We start from the raw sequence: 25,697 nt of genomic DNA on the forward strand, positions 1-25,697 counted from the left end.
AGGTCGTAAACGGCGGCGTTCAGCCGCTGTCTCAGCCTGTCCGGCGTTTGAGGACGAGGCCGTAGGCCGGTGATGCGGGGGTGCGGGGGCGGCAGCCCCCGCAGACGTCGGCTCTGCACCAGGGGCACCCAAACGCCGACGTCAGCTTTAGGGTGGTCGCATGAACGATCGCATGGTGTGGATCGACTGCGAGATGACCGGCCTCTCGCTGTCCGACGACGCGCTCATCGAGGTGGCCGCACTGGTCACCGACTCCGAGCTGAACGTGCTCGGCGAGGGCGTGGACATCGTCATCCGTCCGCCGGCCAAGGCACTGGAGACGATGCCGGAGGTGGTGCGGCAGATGCACACCACATCCGGCCTGCTCGACGAACTCGCCGGCGGCACGACGCTCGCCGAGGCCGAGGAGCAGGTCCTGGCCTATGTACGGGAACACGTGAAGGAACCCGGCAAGGCCCCGCTGTGCGGCAACTCCGTCGGCACCGACCGCGGCTTCCTGGCCCGGGACATGGCGGCCCTGGAGGGATACCTCCACTACCGCATCGTCGACGTGTCCAGCGTCAAGGAGCTGGCCCGGCGCTGGTACCCGCGGGCCTACTTCAACAGCCCGGAGAAGAACGGCAACCACCGCGCGCTCGCCGACATCCGCGAGTCGATCGCCGAACTGCGCTACTACCGCGAGGCCATCTTCGTACCGCAGCCCGGCCCGGACTCGGACACGGCGCGGACGATCGCGGCCAAGCACGTACTGCCTGCGGAATAGCCGCCCGGGAGGCCCCGCGGGCGGCTCTCGGAAAGCCGTGCGCGAGCACCCCTTCGGACCCTGTACACTTTTTCTCGGCCGGTCGGAGAAACCACAAAGTCACCGCCGGTCGTGGTGGGTGTAGCTCAGCTGGTAGAGCACCTGGTTGTGGTCCAGGATGCCGCGGGTTCGAGTCCCGTCACTCACCCCACGAGAGAGGCCCGTGGCCTGCGGAAACGCAGACCACGGGCCTCTCCGCCGTTTGCCACGGCCGAACCACGGCCCATCCACTGACGCGTACGCCCAGTCACACACTGCGTGGCTTTCGTGCATCGAACCCCCGCTGCGTGGCGCAAGCCGTCACGGCACGCGTAAAGCGCGGGCTCGATGAACCAACGGCAGAAGCCGGGGCCAGGGTCATGGTGGTTGCCGCGGACGCTCTGTGGGGTGGCTATGGCGGCGCCGTTCGGGACCACCGAGGCGGCTCGAATCGGCCCCGCGTTGCGAAGCTCGCTGCTCGCGAAGGACGGCGGCTACGTGTCGAGCAATTCCGCGGCGAAGACGTCGTCGATCCTCCACTGCTCACTGGTCAGCCCCTGCTGGTGGTGATAGCGCAGGCAGGTGTCCAGGGCGGCGCGGTTGGCCGCGATGCCGTAGGGCCACCAGTCCTCGGGGAACTCTTCACCGTTGCGCTCCACCAGGGCGTTCATCCACGGCATCATGGTCTGGACCTGGTAGAGCCTGCGGTTCTGGCGGTAGCGCTCGGCGGCGGAGTCCTTGGCCTGGGAGAAGGCACGGTAGACGCCGTGCGCGAGTTCCGGGTTGGCCTGTAGCAGTTCGTGCCGGATGACGATGGTGTGCATGATCGGGAAGATGCCGGTTCGCCGGTGGTAGTCGCGTTCCAGCGGCTCGAAGTCGGGGAACAGGCGGGTGACGTTCGGGGATCCGTCGAGCACGCACTGCGGGACGTTCGCCGAGAACAGCGCGTCGATCTCACCGGCGTCGAGCATCGCGCCGAGTGTCTTTCCCTCGGGCGCGACGCGCACGTCGACATCGGCCGGGTGCGGATGGGGGATGAACTCGAAGGGCGGCGTGGGGTGTTCGAGTCCGCCGATCACCCACTGGCTCTCCGCGGGGTCGAATCCGTACTCGTCCATCAGGATCCCTTTGGCCCACACACCGGAGTCCTGACCGTAGACGCCGAACTCGCCGATATTCCTGCCCGCGAGATCGCTCGGTTCGGTGATCCCGCTGTGGGTGTTGACGAAGATGCACGAGTGGCGGAACACGCGGTTCGGGAAGACCGGCAGTGCGACGTACGGCAGTCCGGCCTTGAGCAGCCGCAGGTAGAACGTGAGACCGAGTTCGGCGACGTCGAACTCGTTTCCACGGATCAGCCGGTCGAAGAGCTCCGGCAGGGTCGCTGCGGTTTTCATCGTGACGTCGATGCCGTCGGTGCTTACGGTCCCATCGAACAGCGCCCGCGTCGTGTCGTACGGGAAGCACCCGACCGTGAGGGCAGGGGCGGCCATGAAGACTCCTCCTCGTCGGCTCTGCTGCTTCCATGGTCGGCCGCCGCGGTGTCGGCTGTCCAAGACCCATGGGGAACGTCCGATACCGCACGGGTATCGTGCTGGAGGTGGACCTACGCTCGCTCCGGTATTTCCTCGCCGTCGCCGACGAGGGCCACATCGGCCGGGCGGCGAAGCGCCTGCACATGACGCAGCCGCCACTGAGCCGCGCGATCCGGCAGCTTGAGGACGAACTCGGCGTCCTCCTGTTCGAACGCACCCCCAAGGGCGTCACCCTCACGCCCGCTGGAAAGGTTCTGTACGACGAAACAGGGGCGTTGCTGGGGCGAGTGGACGGGATCCGCAGGCGAGTGGCCGCTACTGCGGGTACGGCGCCGCTCGCCGTCGGGACCCTGGCGGACGCGGCCGAACAGGTCGGCGGCCGACTGGTCCCACTTTTCCGGGCCCGCTACCCGCACGTCCACGTCACCGTTCACGAATCCGACCTCAGCGACCCGACAGCCGGACTCCGCGCCGGGCTGGTGGATGTGGCGATCACCCGAACTCCCTTCCACGGCACCGGCATCAGCATGCACGTCCTGCGCTCGGTACCCGTCGGGGTGGTCATGCGTGACGATGATCCGTTCGCCGGTCACGCCTCGGTCTCGTCGACCGACCTCGCCGGCCGCCGGTGGGTCCGGCTGCCGGACGGTGCGGATCCGGTGTGGACGGCGTACTGGACCGGCAGTGGAGACAACGGCGACAACGCGTCGCCGGTCATGCGAACGATCCAGGAGTGCCTGCAGGCGGTCCTGTGGAACGGCACGTCGGCGCTCGCTCCCATCGACCAGCCGTTGCCCGCCGGCCTGGTCGTCGTCCCGCTGTGTGACCGCCCGCCCAGTGATCTCGTCGTGGCCTGGCCAAGGGCGGCACGCAGCCCACTGGTACGCGGCTTCATCCAAGTCGCAGAGAACTGCCGGCACACCTGACACAGGCACCGGTGCCCCCGGACCCAGCTCGGTCCGTTTCGCGTGGCGCCGAGGCAGGAGCGCGACGAGGAAACGTCGCTGCGTCGGCGCCACGCATCACAGGGGAACCACAGGAGCTGGGCGGCCCCGAGCGGGCAGCACGACGTGAAGCCGGTCGGCACGGCGCACGTGGTGGCAGCCGCCCGCTGTGCGGTTTCGCGTCCGGTCGGCCGAGACGGCCCCTGCCGTGGCCGCCTCGGCCGGTCCCGACCGGCTGGACGGTCAGCACACGCATCCCTGAGTGCAACGATGCCCCGTCGGCCGGAATGGTCGGCGGGGCATCGCGGTCGTGTCGTCGGTGGGCGTCAGCCGATGTAGCCGGCCACGTCCGCGATCACGTTGGTGGTGCTGTTCGTGTAGAAGTCCACCTTGCCGTCGGAGCCGACGGGCACCATGACCTGGTTGGCGATCGTCTTGCCCGCCGCCCAGTTCAGGTTGGAGGCCGTCGGACGGCTGCCGCCGTCGGCCCAGGCGGTGAGGTATCCACTGCCGGTGGTGCCGGTGACGGTGACGGTCAGCACGACCGCCTTGACGCCGGTGGACGGGATGGCGTCACGCCCCGAGATCTGCAGTGCCAGCGTCTTGCCGGCGCCCAGCGCCGTCGTCTGACGTGTGTCCAGCAGGCGCAGCGGGGTGACCGTGTGGAAGGCCGCGCCGCTGGTGGAGAAGTAGCCGGAGACGTCGGCGATCACGTGGCTGGTGCCGTGGACGTAGATGCTGACGTTGCCGTCGCTGCCGATCGGCACCACCACCAGGTTGGGAATGGTGGTCCCGGTGGCCGACCAGTTGACGTTGGAGGCGGTCGGGCGGGTGGCGCCTTCGGGGTAGGCCTCCAGGTAGCCGCCGCCGACGGTCTGGGTGGCCGTCAGGTTGAGCACCACGGAGGTGGCGGCGGTGGGCACGCCCCCATGGCCGCGGACCTTGAGGCTGATCACCTTGTTGGAGATCTTGGTGGTGGTGGAGATGCCGACCTTGGAGCGGGTGTCCAGCAGGCGGGCCGGGGTCAGTGCCGTGTACTTCGAGCCGGTGGTGCCGCTGGTGTAGTAGCCCTGGACATCGGCGATCAGGTGGGTGGTGCTGCTCGTGTAGAGGTCCACCACGCCGTCGCCTGCCACCTTGACGGTCGCCGAGGCCGCGATGGTCTGGCTCGCGCCGGTCCAGTGGAGGTTGCTGGTCGACGGCTTGCTGGTGCCGTCGGCCCAGGCGATCAACGAACCCGCTCCGGTGGTGCCGGTGACCGTGAGGTTGAGCACGACAGCGGTCACGCCGCTGCTGGGGATCCCCCCGGCTCCCTCGATCTTGACCGGGGCGGTGCCGCCCGCGACCAGGGGCTTCGTGGTCGGGATGGAACTGAGGCCCCAGCCGGTGCCGTTGCGGGTGTCCAGCAGGCGCTTGGGGCTGCTGAGCGGGTGGAAGGTGGAGGCGCCCGTGGCGGCCGTGCCCTTGGCCGCGCACAGGGCGGTGGTCAGGCCGGCCTCCTTGGGCGAACCCAGACCGGTCACCTCGTCGTAGCCGGCCGCCGCCGTGTAGCCGGAGGCGTATACGGAGTTGTCGCCGCTGGTGACGTCCCAGAAGTCCGTCGGGTAGCTGCTCCGTGCCGCCTTGTAGAGGGCGTTGTTGAGGAAGCCGACCTGGCCGTTGGCCTGGCAGGCCGAGCCGGCGTTGGCCTGGACGATCGCGGCGGCCCAGGTCGGAGCCGCACCGCTGGTGCCGCCGACGAGGCCGGGGACCGGGCTGGAGGACTGGCTGTCGTCCTGGAAGTAGATCGGATACCCGTCGGCCGGGTCCGCCAGAGCGGAGACATCCGGAACGGCACGCTTGCTGGTGGTGGCGACACCGCCCTGGTAGACGACGGGAGCCCAGCGCGAGGAGACGCCGCCACCGGTACCGCCAGAGGCGTTGCCCCACGTCGTCTGGGTCGTGGTGCTGCCCGAGGTGGTCATCGTGGTGCCGCCGACACCGGTGACGTAGGGCTGGCTCGCCGGGTCGTCGACAGCCTTGGCCGTGGAGCCGGTCGCGCGGTAGCAGTCGCTGGAGCCGTCGTCGCCCGAGGCGGCGACGACGCTCTGGCCCTGGGCGGCGGCCTCCGCGAAGACGGTGTTCTCGGCATTCGCGGTCGCGCTGCTCTCGACCGCCTCGCATTCACCCCAACTGGTGGAGATGACCTGCGCCTGGTCGTCGGTGACCATCCGCTGGTAGACGTCGAGGACGTTCTGGTCGGTGGCGGACTCGGCGTCCGGCCCCTGGTAGTCGATGACGGCGGCGCCGGGCACCAGGCCTATCAGGTCCTCGATGTCGAGCGCCGACTCCACGCCGACCGATCCGTCGGTGGCCGGTGCGCCGGCCCCTGCCGTCGTGTCGACGTACACGTTGGACACCGAGGTGCTGGTGCCGACGCAGGACTGGTACGCGGCGATGCTGCCGGCGTCGACGTTCTCCAACTCGAACACGGCCACGGTCTGCCCCGCACCGGCGGTGGCGGAGCTGGTCATCCCGTAGGCGCCGGCCAGCTTGCCGGGGCTGTAGTAGTCGGTACCGTCGGTCAGGCCCGAGTCGGTGAAGTCGGCGCAGAGTGCCGGGGTGTACGTGTGGGGGGCCAACGTGCGCGAACTGCGTCCGGAGACGGCGGCGGTGGCAGAGCTGTGCCTGCTTGCGCGACGCACCGCGGAGTGGTGACTGCTGACGGTGTTGACACTGCTCAGGCCGACGATCCCGGTCACCGAGGACGCCACGTTCGCGGGCAACGAGGGGGCCGAGGTGTTGAGGTAGTCGGTGGTGCCGTCCTTGAGCCTGACGTCGCGGAAGCCGGTGCCGAAGGCGTGGGACGCCTGCGCGGCGGTGGCGGTGACCGGGATGGACAGGCCGTCCGGGCTGACCTTGCCGGGAGTGAGACCTGCCGACCTCAACACCCGGGAGACTCCCGCGATGGTGGCCCGCGTAGGACCGAAGACCGAGGCGAACTGCCCCTTGGCCAGGTAGTGGTGGTACTGGGCGTTCCCCGGTGTGGACACCGCGGTGACGAAGTCCGCCAGCGCCTGCGGGTCACGCGGGGCCAGGTTCACGCTGAGGTGCAGCGTGGTTCCCGACGCGGTCGCGCCGGTCACCGTCGCCCCCGCCGGGACCCGCGGGGCCGCGCCTATTCGCTTGGGTGCGTCCGATCCGGCCGCTCCCCCCTGGGCGACCGCGCCACTGGCGGTCGCGGTGACAACCATGAGGGCGACAGCAGCGGTGGAGGCCGCCACGATCGCCCTGGCCCGTCTGCCGGTCGTGACTGCCGCGTGCCCGGGACGTCCCGGCGCGGCGTGGACCTTCTTGGCCATGCAGAAATCTCCTAAAAACTGACGCACCGTCACATCCATGGCTGTGACGGTGGTCGAAGCGTCACTCGGGCCGACAGGCGCATCCACGTCACGAGGCGTGCAGGAGCTATCCCTCTTAACCGAAGTGTGCGCATTTCTTATCAGGTCACGACAGTTACTGTCTCTGTTCGCGCGGGAACCATGAGCTGATCTTTACGCCACGGCAGCCAGGCAAGCCTGTGCGCGTCGCACGCCGGCCGGCCTTTTCAGGACGCCCGCGCCCCGTCCTCCCGTGTTCTGACAGCAGCAACGGCGCCTCGAAGCGCTTGACAGAGGCCTGAGCGTCGGCAGCGCACCGCCGTCCGCCGTCGGAGTCGAGGGTGCTGACCAGCGCCTGGTTCGAGCCGATGTAGGTCTGGCACTCCTGCTGCGAGGCCCGCCGTGTCCGCCATCCTCGCGGCGCTCCCCGGGGGCACCCGCTCCCGGCCTCGGCCATCGCCTGCTCCGCTCCCCTGAGCCACTGGGGTGCCACCCCGGTGCGAGAGCACCGGGGTTCCCGGTTTCGTGTGGGCATGCCGGGTCAGGACACCGACAAGAGAGGCCCAGCCATGACCGTGCCCGTACCCGTGGTCTTCATCCACGGACTCTGGCTGCACAGCACCTCCTGGCAGCCGTGGATCGACAGGTTCCGTGACGAGGGCTACGCCCCCTCCGCGCCCGGGTGGCCCGGCGACCCCGACACCGTCGAGGACGCGCGCCAGAACCCCGAGAGCATCGCCGGCCACGGCATCGACGACGTCGTCGAGCACTACGCGGCCCTGATCGAGGCCCTGCCCGTGCGGCCCGTCGTGATCGGTCACTCGTTCGGCGGGATGATCGCGCAGAAGCTGCTCGGCCAGGACCGCGCCGCCGCGGCGGTCGCCATCGACGCCGCACAGATCAAGGGCGTCCTGCCCCTGCCGCTGTCCGCGCTGAAGGCGACGCTCCCGGTCTTCAAGAACCCGGCCAACAAGCGCCGGTCGGTCTCCCTGACCGCGGAGCAGTTCCGGTTCGCGTTCGGCAACGCCATCGCCGAGGAGGAATCGGCGGCCCTGTACGAGCGCTGGACCATCCCCGCGCCGGGCAAGCCGCTGTACGAGGCCGCCTCCGCCAACTTCAACCCGCACTCGCCGGCGAAGGTCGACACGAAGAACAGCGGACGCGGCCCGCTGCTGCTCATCTCCGGCGGCAAGGATCACACGGTGCCCGAGGTCGTCACCCGGGCCACCCTCAAGCAGTACCGGCACTCCGAGGCCGTCACCGACATCATCAACTTCCCCGACCGCGGGCACTCCCTGACGATCGACGGCGGCTGGCGCGAGGTCGCGGACACGGTTCTCACCTGGCTGCGGCAGCACGCTCCGGAGACCGGGCGATGACCTCCCGGCCGTCCCCGGCCGCCACAGCACCCGGTGCCGACGCGGGCCTGGCCGGACAGACCGTCGTGGTCACCGGCGCCGGGCGCGGTATCGGGCTGGCCGTCGTCGAGGCCTTCCTCGCGGCCGGCTCCCGTGTCGTCGCGGGTTCGAGGGAACGTACCGAAGTCCTCGACACGCTCGTGAAGCAGGGTGCTGAACTCACCGTCGTGGAGGTCGATCTCGCGACGCCCGACGGTCCGGCCACGCTGGTCGCCGAGGCCGTGGCGCTCCATGGGGGTGTCGACGTCCTGGTGAACAACGTCGGGGCGGTGCGGCCGCGGGTCGACGGCTTCCTGGGCGTGACGGACGAGGACTGGGAGTGGACGCTCACGGTCAACCTCATGGCCGCCGTCCGTACCACCCGGGCCGCGCTGCCGCACCTGCTCGCCACCGGCGCGGGACGTGTCGTCACCGTCTCCTCGGTCAACGCACGGCTGCCGGACCCGCTGGTCATCGACTACGGCGCGGCGAAGGCGGCGCTGACCAACTTCTGCAAGGCCCTGTCCAAGGAGGTGGGGCCACGCGGTGTGCGGGTGAACACGATCGGTCCCGGCCCGGTGGAGACGGCGCTGTGGCAGGGCGCCGGCGGTGTCGCCGACACGGTCGGCCGGTCCCGGGGCGTCGACCCCCGGGAGGTGGCCCGCGGCGCGGCGGGCCAGTCGGTGACCGGCCGCTTCACCCGGCCGTCCGAGGTGGCCGACCTCGTGCTCTACCTCGCCGGTCCCAGGGCGGCGAACATCACCGGCGCCGACTTCGTCATCGACGGCGGCCTCGTCGAGTCCCTCTGACCGGCCGTCACGGCACGGCGGGCGCCGGGCCCGCCGCGCCTCACCTCCCCTCACCTCCCCTCGCGTCCCTTGGAGAGATCCGTGAGATTCCGCCTGTCCAGATCCCGCCGCCTGGCGGCCGCGGTCTTCGCCCTGGCCGTCGGCCTCGGCTCGACCACCCTCACGGCCGCGGCCTCCGACAAGTCGGCCACGCCGGCCGGCGAGCGGATTCCCGCCGGCTTCAGTGAACACAGGACCCGGGTCGCCGGCACCGGCATCGACTACGTCATCGGCGGCCACGGCCCGGCCCTGGTCCTGATCCACGGCTACCCGCAGACCTGGTACGAGTGGCACGGCATCATGCCCGCGCTCGCCAGGCACTACACCGTCATCGCGCCGGACCTGCCCGGCGCGGGCCGCAGTGACGCCCCGGCGTCCGGCTACGACAAGAAGACGATGGCCGCCACGCTGCACGCGCTCCTGGTATCGCTCGGCAAGGACCAGGACGTGAACGTCGTCGGCCACGACATCGGCACGATGGTCGCGTACGCCTACGCCGCGCAGTACCCGCACAGCGTCAGGAAGCTCGTGCTCAGCGAGGCCCCGATCCCGGACGCGGACATCTACCAGCACCCGGCGCTGACGGCCCAGGGCCCCGGAGCATGGCACTTCGGCTTCTTCTCCTTGCGGACCGGCCTCCCGGAGAGCCTGATCCGGGGCCGCGAGCTGACCTGGACGTCGGGCTTCATGCGGGGCATCGCCGTGAAGAAGGACGCCCTGACCCCGGACGAACTCGCGGTCTTCGCCTCCTACCTACGCGACTACGCCCACCTGGAGGCGAGCTTCGCGTGGTTCCGGACGTTCCCCCAGGACATCGCCGACAACGCGCGGTTCCAGAAGAAGCCCCTGACCATGCCGGTCCTCGCGATCGGTGCCGACGGCAGCCTCGGTTCGTCGGTCGCGAAGCAGGTGCGCCATTACGCCACCCACGTCACTCCGGCCGTCGTCCCCGACTCCGGCCACTGGATCTACGAGGAGCACCCGAAAGAGATGACCGACATGCTGCTGCATTTCCTGGACGGCCGACGATGACCTCGGGAGCGAAAATGACCGGCTTCTTCCCGACCTTCGGCCCGACTCCCGAGCGCGAACCCTTCTGGTTCCTCGGCGGCCAGGCCAGGATCCTGCTTCCCGGCACCGCGACCGACAACCGGCTCAGTCTGATGGAGTTCGCCGACCCGGCAGGCCACGCACCCCCGCACCACGTCCACGAGGACGAGGAGGAGGTCTGGTTCGTCCTCGACGGCGAGGTGACGTTCTTCGTCGGCGACCAGCGCCACGACCTGGTGCCCGGGCAGGTCGCGTACGGGCCGCGCGGGGTGCCGCACAGCTATCTGGTGCGCTCGCCCGAGGGGGCGCGGATAGCGGTGCTGTTCAGCCCGGCCTGCATCGAGGAGTACTTCAGGGCCAACGGCACCCCGGTGGCCGAGGCCGGGGACCTGCCGCCCGAGTTCGATCTCGGGGCGGTCGTGGCCTCCGCCGAGGCCTTCCACCTGCGCGTCACCGGACCGCCGCCGTCCTTGTGAGTCGCCCGCCGGTCCACCGAGCACACGAAGGGAAACGACATGCCGTACATCACCGTCGGCCAGGAGAACTCCGCCGGCATCGAGCTGTACTACGAGGACCACGGAAGCGGGCAGCCCGTCGTGCTGATCCACGGCTACCCGCTGGACGGCCACTCGTGGGAGAAGCAGCTCCCGGCCCTGCTCGACGCGGGCCACCGGGTCATCACCTACGACCGGCGCGGCTTCGGCCGGTCGTCGCAGCCGACCACGGGCTACGACTACGACACCTTCGCCGCCGATCTCCACGCGGTGCTGACCGAGCTGGACCTCACCGACGCGGTACTCGTCGGGTTCTCCATGGGCACGGGGGAAGTCGGCCGTTACCTGGGTACGTACGGCTCGCAGCGCGTCGCCAAGGCCGCCTTCCTCGCGTCCCTCGAACCCTTCCTGGTCAGGACCGACGACAACCCGGGCGGCGTCGACCAGTCCGTCTTCGACGGCATCCTGGAGGCGGTCACGAAGGACCGCTACGCCTACTTCACCGGCTTCTACGAGGCGTTCTACAACCTCGACGAGACGCTCGGCAGCCGGATCAGCGAAGAGGCCGTGCGGGCGAGCTGGAACGTGGCGGCGGGCGCGTCGGCGTACGCGTCGGTGGCCTGTGTGCCCACCTGGATCACCGACTTCCGCGCCGACGTCGCCAGGATCGACGTACCGGCGCTGATCCTGCACGGCACGGCCGACCGGATCCTGCCGGTCGACGCCACCGGGCGGCCCTTCCACGCGCTGCTGCCCTCGGCCGAGTACGTCGAGATCGAGGGCGCCCCGCACGGCCTGCTCTGGACGCACGCAGAGGAGGTCAACGCCGCGCTGCTGGCGTTCCTGGCCAAGTAGCCACCCGGCGCGGCCAACGCCGGGGGCCTGCACCGTGGTGCCGCGACCGCGGAGAAACGACAGCCGCGTCGCGGCCCACACGGCGGCCGCCCGAACCGGTTCCTGCGGGGTCAGTCCCCGGTCCCCGGGCCCGGCTCGCCGACCGCGCGAGGGATCTGTTTCCGGGAGGTGATGCCGAGCTTGCGGAACACCTTGTTCAGATGGAACTCGACGGTCGAGGCGGTGACGAACAAGCGCGTCGCGATCTCCCCGTTGGTCAGCCCCGAGGCGGCCATGGAGGCCACCTGCCGTTCCCGCGGCGTGAGATCGAACCTGGCCTCCTCGGTCCGCCTGCGGGCCTTCTCGCCGGTGGCCAGCAGCTCGGTCCGGGCCCGTTCGGCGTACGGCACCGCGCCGGAGGCGTCGAAGCTCTCGTACGCGGCGCGCAGCTGCCTCCTGGCATCGGAGCGCCGCTTGCGGCGGCGCAGCCACTCGCCGAACAGCAGCCGGGAGCGGGCCTGTTCCAGGGCCAGCGGCCCCTGCCCCAGCAGTTCGACCGACTCCTCGTAGGACTTCTCGGCATCGTCGCCGTCCGCCGCCAGCGCCCGGCCGAGGGCCAGGGTGCCCAGGGCCCAGGGAGTACCGGCGAGCGGGGCGCGTTCCTCCAGCCGGGACAGGGCGCGGTCCACGGCGTCCCGGTCACCGCTGCGGAGACCGGCCTCGATGAGCAGGGGTAACACGAGGTTGCCGCAGGTCGGAGGGTCCTCCTGGTAGACCGCCCGCGCGTGCTGCAGCGCCTGCCGGTAGTGGCCCTGCCCCAGCTCGAACGAGGCCAGCGCGTGCCGCGCCATCAGCTGGTGCAGGCCGAGGCCGATGCTCCTCATCTCCGCGGTCCGCCGAACCGCCGCCCGCAGCTCGGCCTCCCGGCCGGTCAGGGCGAACAGGTGGAGCCGGTTGATGTCTCCGCCGCCGGGGAAGCCGGTGGCGGCCACGATGTCGTCGAACTCGGCGTAGCGGACCTCCGCCTGCGCGAACCGTCCGTCCAGGAGGTCGTAGCGCGCCTCGGCCAGCAGCGTGATGCCCAGCGCGTACAGCGCGCCGGCCTCGCGCTCCGCCGCCGCCAGGCGGTCGGAGAGTTCACGTCCGGCCCGAGCGTCCCACAGGTCGTCGCAGGCCATCACCAGCATCACCGCGAACGGGCTGGTCGCGTCCCCGATCACGCCGCCGTCCCGCAGCTCGTCCAGGGCGCTGCGCAGCACGGGCGCGCCGTGCTCGTAGCCCTCGGCCACGCGCCGGGCCAGCCCCTCCATCAGCAGGTCGCGGCCGCGCCCGGCGGAACCCGCGTGCCGCCCGGCGGAACCCGCGGCGTGCCCGGCGGAACCCGCGTCCCGCCCGGCGAAGTCCCCTGCGTGCCCGGCGGAACCCGCGTCCCGCCCGGCGAAGTCCCCTTCGTGCCCGGCGGAGTTCGCGTGCCATCCGGCGAAGCCAGCGGCGTGCCCGGCGGAGTTCGCGGCGTGCCGTGCGGCGACGGTGGCCGCCGCGACCTCGGTCAGCGACGTGCCCCGCGTACAGTCGTGGGCGACCAGCGCGGCGTGCAGCGCCTCACAGAGCAGTTCCCAGGCCAGTCGCGGGTCCCGGGTGCCGAGCCGGGTCACGGCGTCCGACAGCATCGCGGGAACGTCGGCGACGGCGATCCGGAACATCTGCGCGGTCGCCCGCATCCGCAGCTCGCGCGTGCGCATCACCGGGCCGCGGATGCCGGCGCCGGCCAGGTCCAGCGCGGTCCCAGCGGCCGACGCGTCACCGGACATCAGATGGGCCTGCGCCGCGTCGAGCAGCCGCTCAGCCCGTTTCTCCGGGTCGCCGGTGAAGTCGGCGGCGCGCGACAGGAACAGGGCCTGCTGGGAGTAGCCGCCGCGGGAGCGGGCTCGCTCGGAGGCGGCCTCCAGGTCGTCGGCGACGCCCTCGTCCGTGCCCTCGGTGGCCTCGGCCCGGTGCCAGGCGCGACGGTCGGCGTCCCGTACCGGGTCGCAGACGGCGGCCAGTGCCGCGTGTACCCGGCGGCGCTCGCCGGGTTCGGCTCCGGCGTAGACGGTCGAGCGGATCAGGGGATGCCGGAAGGACGTCGGCGTGTCCCGGCCGAGGATTCCCGCGGCGACCGCCGGCTGTGCGGCGCGGGCGGACAGCCCCAGCCGCCCGGCGGCCCGCCACATCATGCCCGTGTCGTCCGAGGGGCCGCCGCCAGCAGCAGCAACAGGGTTCTGGTCTCCGGCGGCAGAGCGTGGACCAGGCGCCGGAAGTGGCCCTCAAGGAGCCGGCTCACCGGCAGCGGATCGGGCAGCGGGGTGATACCGGACAGCTGCTCGGCGGCCAGGGCGTCGGCCAGCTCCAGCAGCGCGAGCGGATTGCCGCCGGTACCGGCGACGATCCGGTCGGCCACCGTGGTGTCCACCCTCCCGGCGCCGAAGGAGAGCAGGGCCCTGGCCTCCGACTCCGGCAGGCCGGTCACCGAGTGCGCGTTCAGCGCGGCGAAGAGGCCGCTGTCGCCGAGCCCGTCCCGGACGGCGATGATCAGGCCCAGGGAGTCGGCATGCAGCCGGCGGGCGGTGAACGCGAGTGCCTCGGCCGACTCCCGGTCCAGCCACTGCGCGTCGTCCAGCAGGAACAGCAGCGGCTGTTCGGCGGCGGCCTCGGAGAGCATCGTCAGCGTCGCGAGGCCGACCAGATAGCGGTCCGCGGGCGCCGCCGGAACCAGTCCGAGGGCCGCGTCCAGCGCGGCCCGCTGCGGGTCGGGCAGCCGGCCCGTCCGGTTCAGGAACGGCCGCAGCAGCCGGTGCAGCGCGCCGAAGCCGAGACCGGTCTCGGGCTCGGCCGCGGTCAGCCGGACCACGCGCAGTTCCGTGGCCCGGTCCGCGGCGTACTCAAGGAGCCGGGTCTTGCCGATCCCGGGTTCGCCGGTCAGGACGAGGACTCCGCTGAGGCCGTCGCGTACCGCGTCGAGCAGCCGCCCGATGGCTTCGCGTTCGGCGTGGCGGCCGACCATGGGCGGCCCGGATGCCTGCTGGACGCCGCTCCACACCATGGGACCGCTCCCCCCCTTGTCGATGTCCTGACAGTCGATGTCCTGACATGGGAAACGCTAGGAACGCCGCGCCGGCGGAAGCGAGCGTCATGTGACGGTGGTGTGTTGGTCAACGCAGTGCGCTGACCACCGTCCGCAGTTCGGCGCGCGAGGCCACGCCCAGCTTGGGGAAGATCCGGTGGAGATGCGAGCTGACGGTACGGTGCGAGAGGTAGAGCCGCTGACCTATCTCACGGTTCGTCAGGCCCTCGGCGGCGAGCTGGACGATCTGCAGTTCATGGGCGGTCAGCTGGTCCCGGGCGTCCGGGGCCCGGCGGCGGCTGGTCTCACCCGCGGCGCGCAGCTCCCGGCGGGCCCGCTCCCCCCAGGGGATCGCGCCGAGCGCGTCGAACATGTCGCGGGCGGCGCGGAGGTGGTCGCGGGACTCGACACTGCGCCTGCGGCGCCGGAGCCATTCGCCGTAGGCCAGGTGGGTGCGGGCCCTGATCAGCGGCCAGGCGCCGAGGTCGGCGCCCAACGCGCCCGCGAACAGGGGGTCGGCGTCCTCGTCGGCGGCCAGCAGTGCCCGGACCAGGCGCAGTTCGGCGTGCAGCACCGGCGCGGAGGTCACCGTGGCGACCTCCTCCAGCTCCGTCACGACCGGGCGCACGGCCTCCAGTCGCCCGCAGTGCGCCGCCGCGTCGACGAGATCACCCACGGCCGTCAGCCGCAGGGCGACCTGGAAGGCGGGATCCGCCGGATCGTGCAGCCGGCGGAACTGGCCGAAGGCCTCCTCGAACCGGCCCGCGCCCAGCGCGGCCAGCCCGCGTGCCATCGACGCGGTGGCCAGCACCGGACGGGCCCCGGCCGGCAGGCCGATCTCCTCCGCCTCCTCGGCCAGCGCCAGGGCGGAGTCCACCTCACCGCGCAACGCGGCCAGCTTGGCGGCGGTGGCGGTCATCAGCGCGTACATCATCGTCTGGCTGGTCTCGCGCGCCAGCCTCCGGGACTCCTCGGTCGCGGCGATCGCCGCGCCGAGGTCACCGACCACGAGAGCGCTCCACGCGTCCGCGCCGACCGTCCGGGCCAGCAGCCCCAGGCGTCCCTGGGCACGCAGCGGCGCGCCGCCGGCCACCGAGAACCCCCGTGCCAGGTCGAAGCCGCCGACGAGGAGCGCGGCGGTGCTGAGCATGCGGTAGGCGCGGCCGTCGTCGCCCTCCTTCAGGGCGACGTGCCGGGCACGCTCCAGGACGAAGGTGCCGCGGTCGACCGGCGCGGCGTAGGCGCAGATGGCCAGCCGCCACGGATCGAGTTCGTCGAGTTCCAGCCGCTCCACGGCCCGCAGGACCGTTGCGCGGCCCCGTGGGCCCGGGTCGGACCAGAAGCACAGCTGCGCGGCGCTCCACAGGATCCGCAGCGCCAGCGCCCGGTCCTCCGCGGCCATCTCCTCGGCGAGTGCCGTCAGGGAGTTGGCGCCGGACGAATGGCTGTGCAGACCCTCGTCGAAGCTGCCGCGCAGCCAGACGACCGTGGCGTGCTGCCGGCGCGACAGCGGCCCGGTGAGCGCCTGGTCCAGCAGCCGGGTCACGGTCTCGGGCCGGCCGAGTTCGACGGCGAAGTCGGCGGCGCGCAGCAGCCGTTCCGCTCGGCGGTCGGCGTCCTCGCTGAGCGCGGCGGCCTGTTCGAGGGCCGTGACGGCCGCCGCGATGCCGCCACGGCGTGCGGCCCGGTGAGCGGCGTCCTCCAACGCGGCGGCGACCGCCTCATCCGGCTCGTCGGCCGCGGCGGCCCGGTGCCGCAACTGCCGGTCCGGGTGTTCCCAGAGCACGGCGGCGAGGGCGGCGTGTGCGGCGTGGCGGACGCCGGTGGGCATGGTCTGGTGGATCGCCGACCGCATCAGCGGGTGCCCGAACCGCAGTTCGCCGCCGACGACTTGGACGAGCTGGGCGCGCACCGCCGGGTCGAGCTCCGCGGGTCCGGCCGTGGCGCCGGTGAACAGCCGGGTGGCGCGGTAGATCTCGGGGAGCGCCGAGCTGTCGTTGAGGGCCGCGATCCGCAGCAGACCGCGGGTGATGTCGGGCAGGGTCTCCAGGCGGTCGGTGAAGGCCCGTTCGAGCCGCTCGGTGAGCGGCAGCTGGGCCATGTGCGGATCGGCCGTCGCGCCGAGTGTGCGGGAGAGCTCGGTCAGGGCCAGCGGGTTCCCGGCGGCCTCGGCCAGCAGCCGGCGATGCGCGGTCGGCCGCAGGTCCGGGGCGCGGTCCGCCAGCAGTTCCGCTGCCTGGCCGTCCGTGAGCGGGCCCAGGGTCACGGAGGTGAGTTCGTCGGAGTCCAGACGCGACCGGTAACCCTCGCGGGCGGCTCCCACGATGACCACCGGCTCCGTACCGACCCGGCGCGCCACGAAGGCCAGGACACTGGCCGTCGCGTCGTCGAGCCACTGGACGTCGTCGACCAGGAGCAGCACCGGCGCGACCGCGGCCGCGTCGGCCAGGAGGTTGAGGACGGCCAGGCCGACCAGGAAGACGTCGGGGACACCGGCCTCGGCCTGCCCGAGAGCGGTGTCCAGCGCCTGCCGGTGCGGGACGGCGAGTTCAGCGGCCTCCGCGGCCAACGGGCGCAGGACGAGTTGCAGACCGGCGTAGGGGATGTCGCTCTCGGCCTCGGCACCGCTGGTGCGCAGCACCCGGTGACCGAGCCCCTCGGCGAGGGCGGCGGTCTCGGCGAGGAACGCCGTCTTCCCGATGCCGGGGGCCCCGCGGACCAGCACCGCGCTCCCGTGGCTCCGCGGCTCGGCCAGCAGCCGGCGCAGCAGATCCAGCTGACCATCCCGACCGACGAGCTCCACGTTCCCCCCATCAGCCGGGTCCCCCGGGCTCGGTCTGTCCGGAAGGTCAGGGTACTGCCCCGCGACCGGGCCCCTCATTATGGATTGACTATTCCACAAAGTGGGCTACTCTTCCGGCATGGCACGCACCAGGGAATTCGACGTCGACCAGGCGACAGACCGCGCCATGGACCTGTTCTGGCGCCGCGGCTACGCCGAGACGTCGCTCCAGGACCTGCTGCGGGAGCTGTCCATAGGCAGCGGCAGCTTCTACGCGGCCTTCGGCTCGAAGGAACAGCTCTACGTCCGCTGCCTGGAGCGCTACACCTCCCTCCAGGGCAGCGACCTGGAGCAGACCCTGGACGGGACGACCGGGATCCGGCCCGCGATCCGCAAGGTGCTCACCTCCATGATCGAGGCGGACCTGGCCGAACCCACGCGCGGCTGCCTCGTGGTCAGCGCCTCCACGCACTGCGGCGAGCAGCCTTCGGCGGCGGACCGCGTCACCGCGGCCGTCCGGCAGGTCGAGTCCTTCCTCGCCGGAGCCCTGGAGCGGGCACAGGTGCGGGGCGAGCTCTCCCCGGACAAGGATCCGAGGGAACTGGCCCGGTTCCTCACCACCTTCATCCAGGGGATCCGCATCGTCGGCCAGGCGCGCACCGGGAGGGAGTTCGCGGAGGACGCCCTGTCCGTCGCGATGCGCGCACTGGACTGACCGCCACAGGCACCACCACGGGCGACCCCGCCTGCCCCACGCCTGCGTCGCGCCTGCGCGCGGGAAGTCATACCGTAATTATGTATTGATCAATCCAGAAAGGGACCGTCATGGAACTGCATCTCGAAGGCAAGGTCGCCGTCGTCACCGGAGCCAGCAAGGGCATCGGCCTGGCCGTGGTCGAGAAGCTGGTCGCCGAGGGGGTCAAGGTCGTGGCCGGCAGCCGCTCCTCCACCCCCGAGCTGGACGCCCTGGCGGCCGGCCACGACGTCACGATCGTGCCCGTCGACCTGTCCACCACGGCGGGCGCGGAGACCCTGGTCCAGCAGGCCGTGGAGCGCCACCAGCGCCTGGACATCCTGGTCAACAACGTCGGCGCCGCCGAACCCCGCGAGTCGTTCCTCAAGGTCGACGACGCCGACTGGCAGCGGATCTTCGACCTGACGTTCTTCAGCGCCGTCCGCGCCAGTCGCGCCGCCCTCCCCCATCTGATCGCGGCGGGTGACGCGGCCATCGTGAACATCAGCTCGATCAACGCCCGGCTGCCGTTCCCCATGGTGGTCGACTACTCGGCGGCCAAGGCGGCCCTGACCAACCTCAACAAGTCCCTGTCCGAGGAGTTCGCGCCGCAGGGCGTGCGCGTCAACGCCATCGCCCCGGGCCCGGTCCGCACGCCGTTCTGGACCGCGCCGGGCGGTTTCGCCGACGCCACCGCCGCGGCCGCCGGGACCACCGCGCAGGAAGCGCTGGACGTCATCGTGCCGCAGAGCATGGGGATCACGTCCGGACGCATCAGCGAGGCGGGCGAAATCGCCGACCTCACCCTGTTCCTGGCCTCCCCCCTGGCCGCCAACATCACCGGCACGGAGACCCTCGTCGACGGCGGCCAGACCAAGACGCTCTGAGGCCCACCAGAACCCGGAAGGCCTACGAAGCGCTGCCCGGGGGCGGCACCCTCATCGTCTACGGCGCCTTGATCGACGACGAGCGGCGCCACAACGCGTACGGCCTGATGCTGTCGCTCAACATGCTCATCGACACCGAGGGCGGATCCGAGTACACGGTCGCGGAGGTCACCCCGTGGCTCCGGGACGCCGGCTTCGCCAAGGTGAAGGCCCGTCCCCTCACCGGCGGCCGCACCGCCGCCCACGCCACCAAGTGACCAGTCCCCCGAAGAACTAGGAGGACGCCCGGGCCACCAGCGCCGTCGGCAGCACCGCGTGCCGGCGCTCCAGCCCCCGGGCGGCGGCCGGACGCCGGTCGGCGATGTCGGCCAGCAGCAGGTCGATCATCGCGCGGCCCATCTCCTCGATCGGCTGGCGGACGCTGGTCAGCGGCGGGTCCATGTGGCGGGCGATGGCCGAGTCGTCGTACCCGACCAGCGCCACGTCCTCGGGGATACGGCGGCCCGCCACGCGCAGCACCTGGCGGGCGCCCGCCGCCATCACGTCGGAGCCGGCGAACACGGCGTCGAGGCCGGACTCGCGCTCCAGCAGCCGGGCCATCGCCCGTCGGCCGCCCTCCTCGGTGAAGTCGCCCGGCTCGATGAGCAGTTCGTCCGCCGAACGGCCGGCGTCGCGCAGGGCGTCGCGGTAGCCGTCGACGCGCCGCTGGGCTCCGTACACGTCGAGCCGGCCGGTGATGTGGGCGATCGTACGGCGGCCGCGGGCCAGCAGGTGCTCCACGGCCGACCGGGCGCCCCCGTAGTTGTCGGAGTCCACCGAGGTCAGCGTCTCCTCCGCCGAGCGCGGGCCGCTGATCACCGCCGGGATGTCCAGCTGCGAGAGCAGGTCGGGCAGCGGGTCGTCGGCGTGCACGGACACCAGCAGGACGCCGTCGACGCGGTGGGCGGCGAGGTACTGGGCGAGCCGCTCCCGCTCCCGGTCGCTGCCCGCGAAGATCAGCAGCAACTGCATCTCGGTGTCGGAGAGTTCGGCGCCGACCCCGCTGAGCATGTCGGAGAAGTACGGCTCCGCGAAGAACCTGGTCTCCGGCTCGGGGACGACGAGGGCGATGGCGTCCGTGCGGTTGGCGGCCAGCGCGCGGGCGGCGGTGTTGGGCACATAGCCGAGTTCGTTGACGGCCGCCTCGACGGCCGCCCGGGTCGCGTCGCTGACCCGCGGCGAGCCGTTGATCACCCGCGACACCGTGCCGCGGCCCACGCCGGCCCGGGCGGCGACCTCCTCCAGGGTCGGCCGCCGGGCGCCCCGGCCCCGCTCACCCTTGACCGTCATGGTCGCCGCCTTCCGTTCGCAGCTTTCAGGCCAGGAATGTAACAGCCGTGACCCGGCCGTTCCCGGCCCCGTCGTCTCCGCGGGACCGTGCCGGGTCAGCCCTGCTCACCGCCGGCCGGCAGCGCGTTCTGGCGGATCACCTCCGCATACCAGTGTGCGCTCGCCTTGGGGATGCGGCGCTGGGTGCCGTAGTCGACGTAGACGGCACCGAAGCGCTTCGAGTAGCCGTAGGACCACTCGAAGTTGTCCAGCAGGGACCACAGGAAGTAGCCGCGTACGTCCGCTCCGTCGGCGACGGCCTGCCGGACGGCGTCCAGGTGGGAGTGGAGGTAGGCGATCCGCTGCGGGTCGTTCACCCGGCCCTCGGGGGAGACGTAGTCGTCGAAGGCGGCGCCGTTCTCGGTGACCATCAGCGGCAGCCCGGGGTGCGAGGCCGCGAGGCCGGTCAGCAGGGTGTGCAGGCCGCTCGCGTCGATGGCCCAGTTCATCGCGGTGAGCTGGTCGTTGGCCAGGTGGAAGGTCACGTCGCCGGCGCCCGTCCACGGGGAGTGGTCGCTCGCACCGTGGCCGTCGTTGCGGGTGCCTGCGCCGCCCTCGGCGGCCGCGGAGACCACGGTCGGGGAGTAGTAGTTGACGCCGAGCAGGTCGATCGGACGGGAGATCTCGGTGAGATCGCCGTCGTGCACCAGCTCCGCCCAGTCGACGAGGTGCGCGGTGTCGGCGAGCAGGTCCTCGGGGTAGGCGCCGTCCAGGATCGGGCCGGTGAAGATCCGGTTGCCGACCGCGTCGATACGGCGGGCCGCCTCGGCGTCCGCGGCGCTGTCGGTCAGCGGGCGCACCTGGTGCAGGTTGAGGGTGATGGAGGTCTGCGCGGTCGACGGCAGGTTCTCCCGCAGCGCCCCGACCGCCTGCCCGTGGGCCAGGTTCAGGTGGTGCGCGGCGCGCAGGGTGGCCGCCGGGTCGGTGCGCCCCGGGGCGTGCACGCCGGAGCCGTAGCCCAGGAAGGCGCTGCACCAGGGCTCGTTGAGGGTGGTCCACACGCCGACGCGGTCCCCCAGGGCGCGGGCCATGATCTCGGCGTAGTCGGCGAAGCGGTGCGCGGTGTCCCGCTGCGGCCAGCCGCCCGCGTCCTCCAGTTCCTGGGGCAGGTCCCAGTGGTAGAGGGTGGCGACCGGGGTGATGCCCGCTTCGAGGAGTTCGTCGGTGAGCCGCCGGTAGAAGTCCAGGCCGCGCTCGACGGCGGGCCCGCGGCCGGTGGGCTGCACCCGGGACCAGGAGACGGAGAACCGGTAGGCCTTGAGGCCGAGGTCCTTCATCAGTGCCACGTCGCCCTTGTACCGGTGGTAGTGGTCGGCGGCGATGTCACCGGTGTCGCCGTTGCGGACCTTCCCGGGGGTGTGGCTGAAGGTGTCCCAGATGGACGGGGTGCGGCCGTCCTCGGCGGCGGCACCCTCCACCTGGTACGCGGCGGTCGCGGCCCCCCAGACGAAGCCGGGCGGGAAGGAGGTGTGGGAGGCCGACTGGGCAGTGGTCTCGGTTCGTACGGCGGTCATGGTGAGAACGCTCCCGAAGTGGCGTGGGAAAGGGGGGCAGGGGGAGTCGGACAGGGTCTTGCTGCTGGGGGGGGGCGCCCGGCCGGGTACGGCCCGCGGGGGAGGCGGGCCGTACGACGGGACGGAGCGAGGGCGAGGCGACGGCGGTCCGGGCCGGGACGGTCCGGTGTCAGCCCTTGACGGCGCCCGCCATGATTCCTCCGACGATCTGCTTGCCGAAGATCACGAAGACCAGCAGCAGCGGCAGCGTGCTGATCAGCGCGCCCGCCATGACGATGCTCTGGTCGGGGGTGTAGGAGGCGCTGAGCTGGCCGAGCGCGACCTGGAGGGTGGGGTTGTCCTGGTTCAGGGCGAGGAAGGGCCAGAAGAAGTCGTTCCACGCCTGGACGAAGGTGAGCATGCCCAGCACCATCATCGCGGGCCGGGCGGCGGGCAGCACCACGTTCCACACGATGCGGATGTTGGTCGCGCCGTCCACCTTGGCCGCCTCGATGAGTTCGTAGGGCAGGGCCTCCAGCAGGTACTGGCGCATGAAGAAGACACCGAAGGCGCCGACCAGGGTCGGGAAGATCACCGACTCCAGCTTTCCGCCCCAGCCGATGTCCGCCATCATCATGAACAGCGGGACCACGCTGAGCTGCGGCGGGATCGTGAGGGTGGCGATGACGGCGGTCATCAGGGCGCCCCGGCCGCGGAACCGCATCTTGGCGAAGGCGTAGCCGGCCAGGGTGCAGAAGAACAGGGTGGCCGCGGTGATGCAGCCCGACACGATCACGCTGTTGACGATGGCCTTGCCCAGGTTGGCCTGGTCCCAGGCGGTCTGGAGGTTGCTCCACAGTCTGCCGCCCGGCAGCAGCGGCGGCGGGCTGTCGAGAACCCGCTGCTGGTCGTGCGAGGCGGCCACCAGCGTCCAGTACAGCGGGAAGATCGAGCCCAGGCCGACGACGATCAGGGCGAGGTAGGTGAGGGGGCCGCCCTTGAGCTGCTGCCCGGCGCCGAGCTTGAGCCGTACGCGGTTCCTGGCCGGGGCGGTGACCGGCGGCCTCGGGTCGAGGTCCGGCGCGGTGTTGGTGGGGCTGGTCGTGGTCATCGATATCGCTCCCGTCAGGCCGCGTTCTTGCGCAGGAACCGGCCGACGATCAGGTTGATCAGGGCGATGAGCAGCAGCAGGGCGAGCATGGCCCAGGCGACCGCCGCGGCCGGACCGAGATGCCCCAGCTTCCAGCCGTAGTTGTAGAGGTAGATGCTGAGGGTTTCGTACTGGTGCTCGTTGCCGCCGGTGGAGCCGAGCGTGCCGCCCTGGAGCAGCAGCGGCTCACCGAACAGCTGCATGGAGCCGATCGTCGAGATGACGATGGTGAACAGGATCGTCGGCCGCAGCGAGGGGATGGTCACCTTGCGGAACTGCTGCCAGCGGGTCGCCCCGTCGATGGACGCGGCCTCGTACAGGTCGGTGGGCACGGCCTGCATGGCGGCCAGGTAGATCAGCGCGTTGTAGCCGGTCCAGCGCCAGATCACGATGACCGAGATGGCGATCTTCGAGGTCCACTCCCCGTTGCCCCAGTCGGTGTTGCCGATGCCGGCGAAGTGCAGCACCCAGTTGAGGATGCCGCCGTCGGCCCGGAACACCAGGGCGAAGACCAGGGCCGCCGTCGCCACCGAGGTGGCGTACGGGGTGAGGACGACCGTCCGCCAGAACGTGCTGGCGCGCAGCTTGTAGTTGAGCAGGTGGGCGAGGCCAAGCGCCACGAGCAGCTGCGGGACGGTCGAGATGACGCCGATCAGGAAGGTGTTGGTGACGGCCGTCCAGAACTCCGAGTCCTGGAGGATCTTGGTGAAGTTGTCGAAGCCGACCCACTCCGATGTGCTGAGGCTCGTCATCTCCACCCGGTGCAGGGCGATCCACCCCGTGTAGATGAGCGGGTAGAGCCCGAAGGCACCGAAGATGAGGAAGAACGGGGCGATGTACGCGTACGGCGACGCGAGGTCGTCGAAGCGCCACAGCCGGCTGCGCCAGGTGCCGTGTCCCTTCGGCGCGGTGCCGGAGCCACCGGCGGGCGGGGTGGGGGCACCCCGTGTGGGGGTTGTCGTTGCCACGGGGGAGTTCCTTCCTGGGGGTTCGGCCGGGGTACGGGCCGGGGACGTCGTGGTCTGCCGCCGGAACGGAGCCGGGCGGCCGGCCGGCGTGGCGCCGGACTGCCACCGGCGCGCGGGAACACCGGGCGTCGGTGCCCGGCACGTCCTACCCACGTGCCGGACACCACGGGGTGCCGGACGCCGTGGCGCGGACCGCCGACCTGTGCCGCCGGGCCCCGGCACGGAGTCCCGCCCACCGGTCCCGGTGACGAAGTCCCGCCCACCGGCCGCGGTGACGGAGTGCGGGCCAGGGCATCGTGCCGGTGGCGGGAGCGGCCGTACGGCCCCGGGCGCCACAGCGCGGTGCGGGCGGCCGGTGGGCCGCCCGCACCGCGGGTCGTCAGCCGATCACCTTGTCGATCGCCTCGGTCGCGGCCTTCCACGCGTCGGCGGGCTTGGTGCCCCGCTGCTCCATGTTGTTGATCTGCGTGGAGATCGTGTCCTTGATCGTGGCGTCCTTCGGGCCGAGCACCGCCTCGGGGATGGACTTGGCCTCGTCGGCGTAGATCTGGCCGATCGGCGCGTTGTTGAAGTACGGGAGCGTCGCGTTCTTCACGCTGGCGAGCTCATAGGCGCCCTTGTTCGACGGGAAGACACCGATCGCCTTGAAGACCTCGGCCTGCTGCTCCGGCGCGGTCAGCCACTTGACGAGCTCGGCGGCCTCCTTGGTGTGCTTGCCGCTCTTGGGCACGGCCAGGAAGGAGCCGCCCCAGTTGGCCGCGGTCGTACCGGGTGCCTTGGCGATGTCCCACTTGCCCTTGAAGGCGTCACCGGAGTTGGTGGAGATCTGGCCGGCCATCCAGGCGGGGCAGGCCACGGTGGCCACGCTGCCCTTGCGCAGCGCCGCCGTCCAGGCGTCGGTGAACTGCGCGAGGCCCTGGGTCAGCTTCTTCGACGCGGCCTCGGCGGCCAGGTTCCAGCCCTGCTGCACGGAGGGGCTGTCCTTGTAGATCGCCTTGCCGCTGGCGTCGTAGTACTGCTGCGCGGAGGAGCTGACCACCGCGTTGTACATGGCGCTCGCGGAGTCCATGAAGTAGGTCCCGGACGGGGCCTTCTTCTTGTACTGCTCGCCGAGCTTGAGGTAGTCCTCCCAGCCGCCCGCGACGGCCTTGGCGACGGCGTCGCGGTCGCTGGGCAGGCCCGCCTTCTCGAAGAGGTCCTTGCGGTAGCACAGGGACATCGGGCCGATGTCGGTACCGGCGCCTATGACCGTGCCGTCCGAGGCGGTGGCCTGCTTCTCCTTCCAGGAGACCCAGTCGTTCACGTCGATCGTCTTGCTCAGGTCGGTGAACTTGGCCGCCTGGGTGTCGACGACCTCCTTGATGCGCCCCACTTCGATGCCGGTGACGTCCGCCAGGCCACTGCCCGTGTTCAGCTGCTGAAGGAGCTTCGGGTAGTAGTCCTGCTCGTTGGCGGTGGTCTCTTCCTTCACCGTGATGTTCGGGTGCAGCTTGTGGTACTTCGCGAACAGGTCGGCTTCCTTGTAGCCGAACTGACCGAAGTCGGCCACCTTGAGAGTGATGTTCCCGTTGGAGTCCGAGCTGTCCGAGTCGTTGTCGCTGCTGCAACCGGTCAGCAGCAGGGCCGAGGCGGCGAGGACCGACGTGGTCACGGCCGCCGCTCTGCGGCCACGACCGCCGGTACGGGTGATGCGCATTCCACTACTCCTTGTTCCAGTGGGGAACGGGATCTCAGGAATCAGACCGCCGGGGTCCGACGGTCCGGACCTGCCCTCTCGGTGCGAGCAGCGGCCGGCCCACAGCACTCGGCGTGCGGTGAAAAGGTGCTGGTCAACGGGGTGCGATGACGACAGAGGGAAGGACCATGGGGTGGTTCCGTGCACACGGGAGAAGTTCCCCGACTACCCGTGGGACCGCTCCCACGCGGCATGCCGGAAGACTGGTTCCTGTCGGGCCAGCTGTCAAGACTTGA

General features: G+C 71.3%; 20 protein-coding genes and 1 tRNA gene. 11 read left to right on the top strand and 10 right to left on the bottom strand.

Annotated features, from left to right (window positions below; genetic code table 11):
• Positions 1-160 precede the first annotated feature (160 nt).
• A complete protein-coding gene (gene orn / locus OHB00_RS19875; protein ID WP_351497616.1) occupies positions 161-763 on the top strand; it encodes an oligoribonuclease in 603 nt (200 codons plus the stop codon).
• A 114-nt stretch (positions 764-877) separates the two neighbouring features.
• Positions 878-953 (top strand) — tRNA-His (locus OHB00_RS19880).
• Positions 954-1,275: 322 nt separating this feature from the next.
• Here the strand turns inward: OHB00_RS19880 and OHB00_RS19885 are convergent.
• Complete coding sequence (locus OHB00_RS19885) at positions 1,276-2,274, bottom strand: 4,5-dihydroxyphthalate decarboxylase (RefSeq protein ID WP_406436236.1); 999 nt, start codon at positions 2,272-2,274, stop codon at positions 1,276-1,278.
• 107 nt (positions 2,275-2,381) lie between these two features.
• Between OHB00_RS19885 and OHB00_RS19890 the strand changes: the two genes are divergently transcribed.
• On the top strand, positions 2,382-3,242 hold the full coding sequence (locus OHB00_RS19890; protein WP_406436237.1) for a LysR family transcriptional regulator: 861 nt from the start codon (positions 2,382-2,384) through the stop codon (positions 3,240-3,242).
• Between the two features lie 344 nt (positions 3,243-3,586).
• Here OHB00_RS19890 and OHB00_RS19895 read toward each other — a convergent pair whose 3' ends face one another.
• A complete protein-coding gene (locus OHB00_RS19895; RefSeq protein WP_406436238.1) occupies positions 3,587-6,601 on the bottom strand; it encodes a protease pro-enzyme activation domain-containing protein in 3,015 nt (1,004 codons plus the stop codon).
• Positions 6,602-7,188: 587 nt separating this feature from the next.
• Here OHB00_RS19895 and OHB00_RS19900 point away from each other — a divergent pair.
• From OHB00_RS19900 to OHB00_RS19920, 5 genes are all read left to right on the top strand, one after another.
• The gene (locus OHB00_RS19900; protein ID WP_406436239.1) at positions 7,189-7,998 is read left to right on the top strand and encodes an alpha/beta hydrolase; all 810 of its coding nucleotides are present in this window, start codon (positions 7,189-7,191) and stop codon (positions 7,996-7,998) included.
• Positions 7,995-8,825 (top strand): SDR family NAD(P)-dependent oxidoreductase, encoded by an 831-nt coding sequence (locus OHB00_RS19905; protein WP_406436240.1) that lies wholly within the window; start codon positions 7,995-7,997, stop codon positions 8,823-8,825. The genes OHB00_RS19900 and OHB00_RS19905 overlap by 4 nt, the downstream gene beginning before the upstream one ends.
• A gap of 81 nt (positions 8,826-8,906) precedes the next feature.
• The gene (locus tag OHB00_RS19910) at positions 8,907-9,896 is read left to right on the top strand and encodes an alpha/beta fold hydrolase (RefSeq protein WP_406436241.1); all 990 of its coding nucleotides are present in this window, start codon (positions 8,907-8,909) and stop codon (positions 9,894-9,896) included.
• A 14-nt stretch (positions 9,897-9,910) separates the two neighbouring features.
• Positions 9,911-10,390 (top strand): cupin domain-containing protein, encoded by a 480-nt coding sequence (locus OHB00_RS19915; RefSeq protein ID WP_359215540.1) that lies wholly within the window; start codon positions 9,911-9,913, stop codon positions 10,388-10,390.
• Between the two features lie 39 nt (positions 10,391-10,429).
• Positions 10,430-11,263: an alpha/beta fold hydrolase gene (locus tag OHB00_RS19920; protein WP_406436242.1), complete on the top strand. Its 834-nt coding sequence runs from the start codon at positions 10,430-10,432 to the stop codon at positions 11,261-11,263.
• Between the two features lie 110 nt (positions 11,264-11,373).
• On the opposite strand, the gene OHB00_RS19925 is transcribed toward OHB00_RS19920, so the two are convergent.
• The 3 genes from OHB00_RS19925 to OHB00_RS19935 all read right to left on the bottom strand — a co-directional run bounded on the left by OHB00_RS19925 (position 11,374) and on the right by OHB00_RS19935 (position 17,148).
• On the bottom strand, positions 11,374-13,458 hold the full coding sequence (locus OHB00_RS19925) for a LuxR C-terminal-related transcriptional regulator (RefSeq protein WP_406436243.1): 2,085 nt from the start codon (positions 13,456-13,458) through the stop codon (positions 11,374-11,376).
• The gene (locus tag OHB00_RS19930; protein ID WP_406436244.1) at positions 13,455-14,324 is read right to left on the bottom strand and encodes an ATP-binding protein; all 870 of its coding nucleotides are present in this window, start codon (positions 14,322-14,324) and stop codon (positions 13,455-13,457) included. The genes OHB00_RS19925 and OHB00_RS19930 overlap by 4 nt, the downstream gene beginning before the upstream one ends.
• Positions 14,325-14,433: 109 nt before the next feature.
• Entirely contained in the window at positions 14,434-17,148 is a 2,715-nt protein-coding gene (locus tag OHB00_RS19935; RefSeq protein ID WP_406436245.1) for an ATP-binding protein, read from the bottom strand.
• Between the two features lie 118 nt (positions 17,149-17,266).
• On the opposite strand from OHB00_RS19935, the gene OHB00_RS19940 reads away from it, so the two are divergent.
• The 3 genes from OHB00_RS19940 (at position 17,267) to OHB00_RS19950 (ending at position 19,004) form a co-directional block, all read left to right on the top strand.
• Positions 17,267-17,842, top strand: coding sequence for a TetR/AcrR family transcriptional regulator (locus tag OHB00_RS19940; protein ID WP_406436246.1), 576 nt, complete (start codon positions 17,267-17,269; stop codon positions 17,840-17,842).
• 110 nt (positions 17,843-17,952) lie between these two features.
• Positions 17,953-18,747 carry an SDR family NAD(P)-dependent oxidoreductase gene (locus tag OHB00_RS19945; RefSeq protein WP_406436247.1) on the top strand — a complete coding sequence of 265 codons (795 nt, stop codon included), beginning with the start codon at positions 17,953-17,955 and terminating at the stop codon, positions 18,745-18,747.
• On the top strand, positions 18,744-19,004 hold the full coding sequence (locus OHB00_RS19950) for a methyltransferase (RefSeq protein ID WP_406445886.1): 261 nt from the start codon (positions 18,744-18,746) through the stop codon (positions 19,002-19,004). Before OHB00_RS19945 ends, OHB00_RS19950 begins: the two co-directional genes overlap by 4 nt.
• 16 nt (positions 19,005-19,020) lie before the next feature.
• On the opposite strand, the gene OHB00_RS19955 is transcribed toward OHB00_RS19950, so the two are convergent.
• The 5 genes from OHB00_RS19955 to OHB00_RS19975 form a co-directional block, all read right to left on the bottom strand.
• Positions 19,021-20,076 carry a LacI family DNA-binding transcriptional regulator gene (locus OHB00_RS19955; protein WP_406436248.1) on the bottom strand — a complete coding sequence of 352 codons (1,056 nt, stop codon included), beginning with the start codon at positions 20,074-20,076 and terminating at the stop codon, positions 19,021-19,023.
• 95 nt (positions 20,077-20,171) lie between these two features.
• Positions 20,172-21,629: a GH1 family beta-glucosidase gene (locus OHB00_RS19960; RefSeq protein ID WP_406436249.1), complete on the bottom strand. Its 1,458-nt coding sequence runs from the start codon at positions 21,627-21,629 to the stop codon at positions 20,172-20,174.
• A 169-nt stretch (positions 21,630-21,798) separates the two neighbouring features.
• Positions 21,799-22,719: a carbohydrate ABC transporter permease gene (locus OHB00_RS19965; RefSeq protein WP_406436250.1), complete on the bottom strand. Its 921-nt coding sequence runs from the start codon at positions 22,717-22,719 to the stop codon at positions 21,799-21,801.
• 14 nt (positions 22,720-22,733) lie between these two features.
• The gene (locus OHB00_RS19970) at positions 22,734-23,726 is read right to left on the bottom strand and encodes a carbohydrate ABC transporter permease (RefSeq protein ID WP_406436251.1); all 993 of its coding nucleotides are present in this window, start codon (positions 23,724-23,726) and stop codon (positions 22,734-22,736) included.
• A 379-nt stretch (positions 23,727-24,105) separates the two neighbouring features.
• Positions 24,106-25,422, bottom strand: a complete 1,317-nt coding sequence (locus tag OHB00_RS19975) for an ABC transporter substrate-binding protein (protein ID WP_406436252.1) — start codon at positions 25,420-25,422, stop codon at positions 24,106-24,108.
• Positions 25,423-25,697: the final 275 nt, after the last annotated feature.

The organism is Streptomyces sp. NBC_00631, assembly GCF_045206895.1.
Lineage (GTDB): Bacteria > Actinomycetota > Actinomycetes > Streptomycetales > Streptomycetaceae > Streptomyces.

Excerpts from the sequence above, each read along its gene's own strand:
- OHB00_RS19905 (WP_406436240.1), top strand. The coding sequence starts at position 7,995 with ATGACCTCCCGGCCGTCCCCGGCCGCCACAGCACCCGGTGCCGACGCG.
- orn (WP_351497616.1), top strand. The coding sequence starts at position 161 with ATGAACGATCGCATGGTGTGGATCGACTGCGAGATGACCGGCCTCTCG.
- OHB00_RS19895 (WP_406436238.1), bottom strand. The coding sequence starts at position 6,601 with ATGGCCAAGAAGGTCCACGCCGCGCCGGGACGTCCCGGGCACGCGGCA.
- OHB00_RS19900 (WP_406436239.1), top strand. The coding sequence starts at position 7,189 with ATGACCGTGCCCGTACCCGTGGTCTTCATCCACGGACTCTGGCTGCAC.
- OHB00_RS19955 (WP_406436248.1), bottom strand. The coding sequence starts at position 20,076 with ATGACGGTCAAGGGTGAGCGGGGCCGGGGCGCCCGGCGGCCGACCCTG.
- OHB00_RS19930 (WP_406436244.1), bottom strand. The coding sequence starts at position 14,324 with ATGGTGTGGAGCGGCGTCCAGCAGGCATCCGGGCCGCCCATGGTCGGC.
- OHB00_RS19920 (WP_406436242.1), top strand. The coding sequence starts at position 10,430 with ATGCCGTACATCACCGTCGGCCAGGAGAACTCCGCCGGCATCGAGCTG.
- OHB00_RS19960 (WP_406436249.1), bottom strand. The coding sequence starts at position 21,629 with ATGACCGCCGTACGAACCGAGACCACTGCCCAGTCGGCCTCCCACACC.
- OHB00_RS19925 (WP_406436243.1), bottom strand. The coding sequence starts at position 13,458 with ATGATGTGGCGGGCCGCCGGGCGGCTGGGGCTGTCCGCCCGCGCCGCA.
- OHB00_RS19940 (WP_406436246.1), top strand. The coding sequence starts at position 17,267 with ATGGCACGCACCAGGGAATTCGACGTCGACCAGGCGACAGACCGCGCC.
- OHB00_RS19945 (WP_406436247.1), top strand. The coding sequence starts at position 17,953 with ATGGAACTGCATCTCGAAGGCAAGGTCGCCGTCGTCACCGGAGCCAGC.
- OHB00_RS19885 (WP_406436236.1), bottom strand. The coding sequence starts at position 2,274 with ATGGCCGCCCCTGCCCTCACGGTCGGGTGCTTCCCGTACGACACGACG.
- OHB00_RS19975 (WP_406436252.1), bottom strand. The coding sequence starts at position 25,422 with ATGCGCATCACCCGTACCGGCGGTCGTGGCCGCAGAGCGGCGGCCGTG.
- OHB00_RS19915 (WP_359215540.1), top strand. The coding sequence starts at position 9,911 with ATGACCGGCTTCTTCCCGACCTTCGGCCCGACTCCCGAGCGCGAACCC.
- OHB00_RS19965 (WP_406436250.1), bottom strand. The coding sequence starts at position 22,719 with ATGACCACGACCAGCCCCACCAACACCGCGCCGGACCTCGACCCGAGG.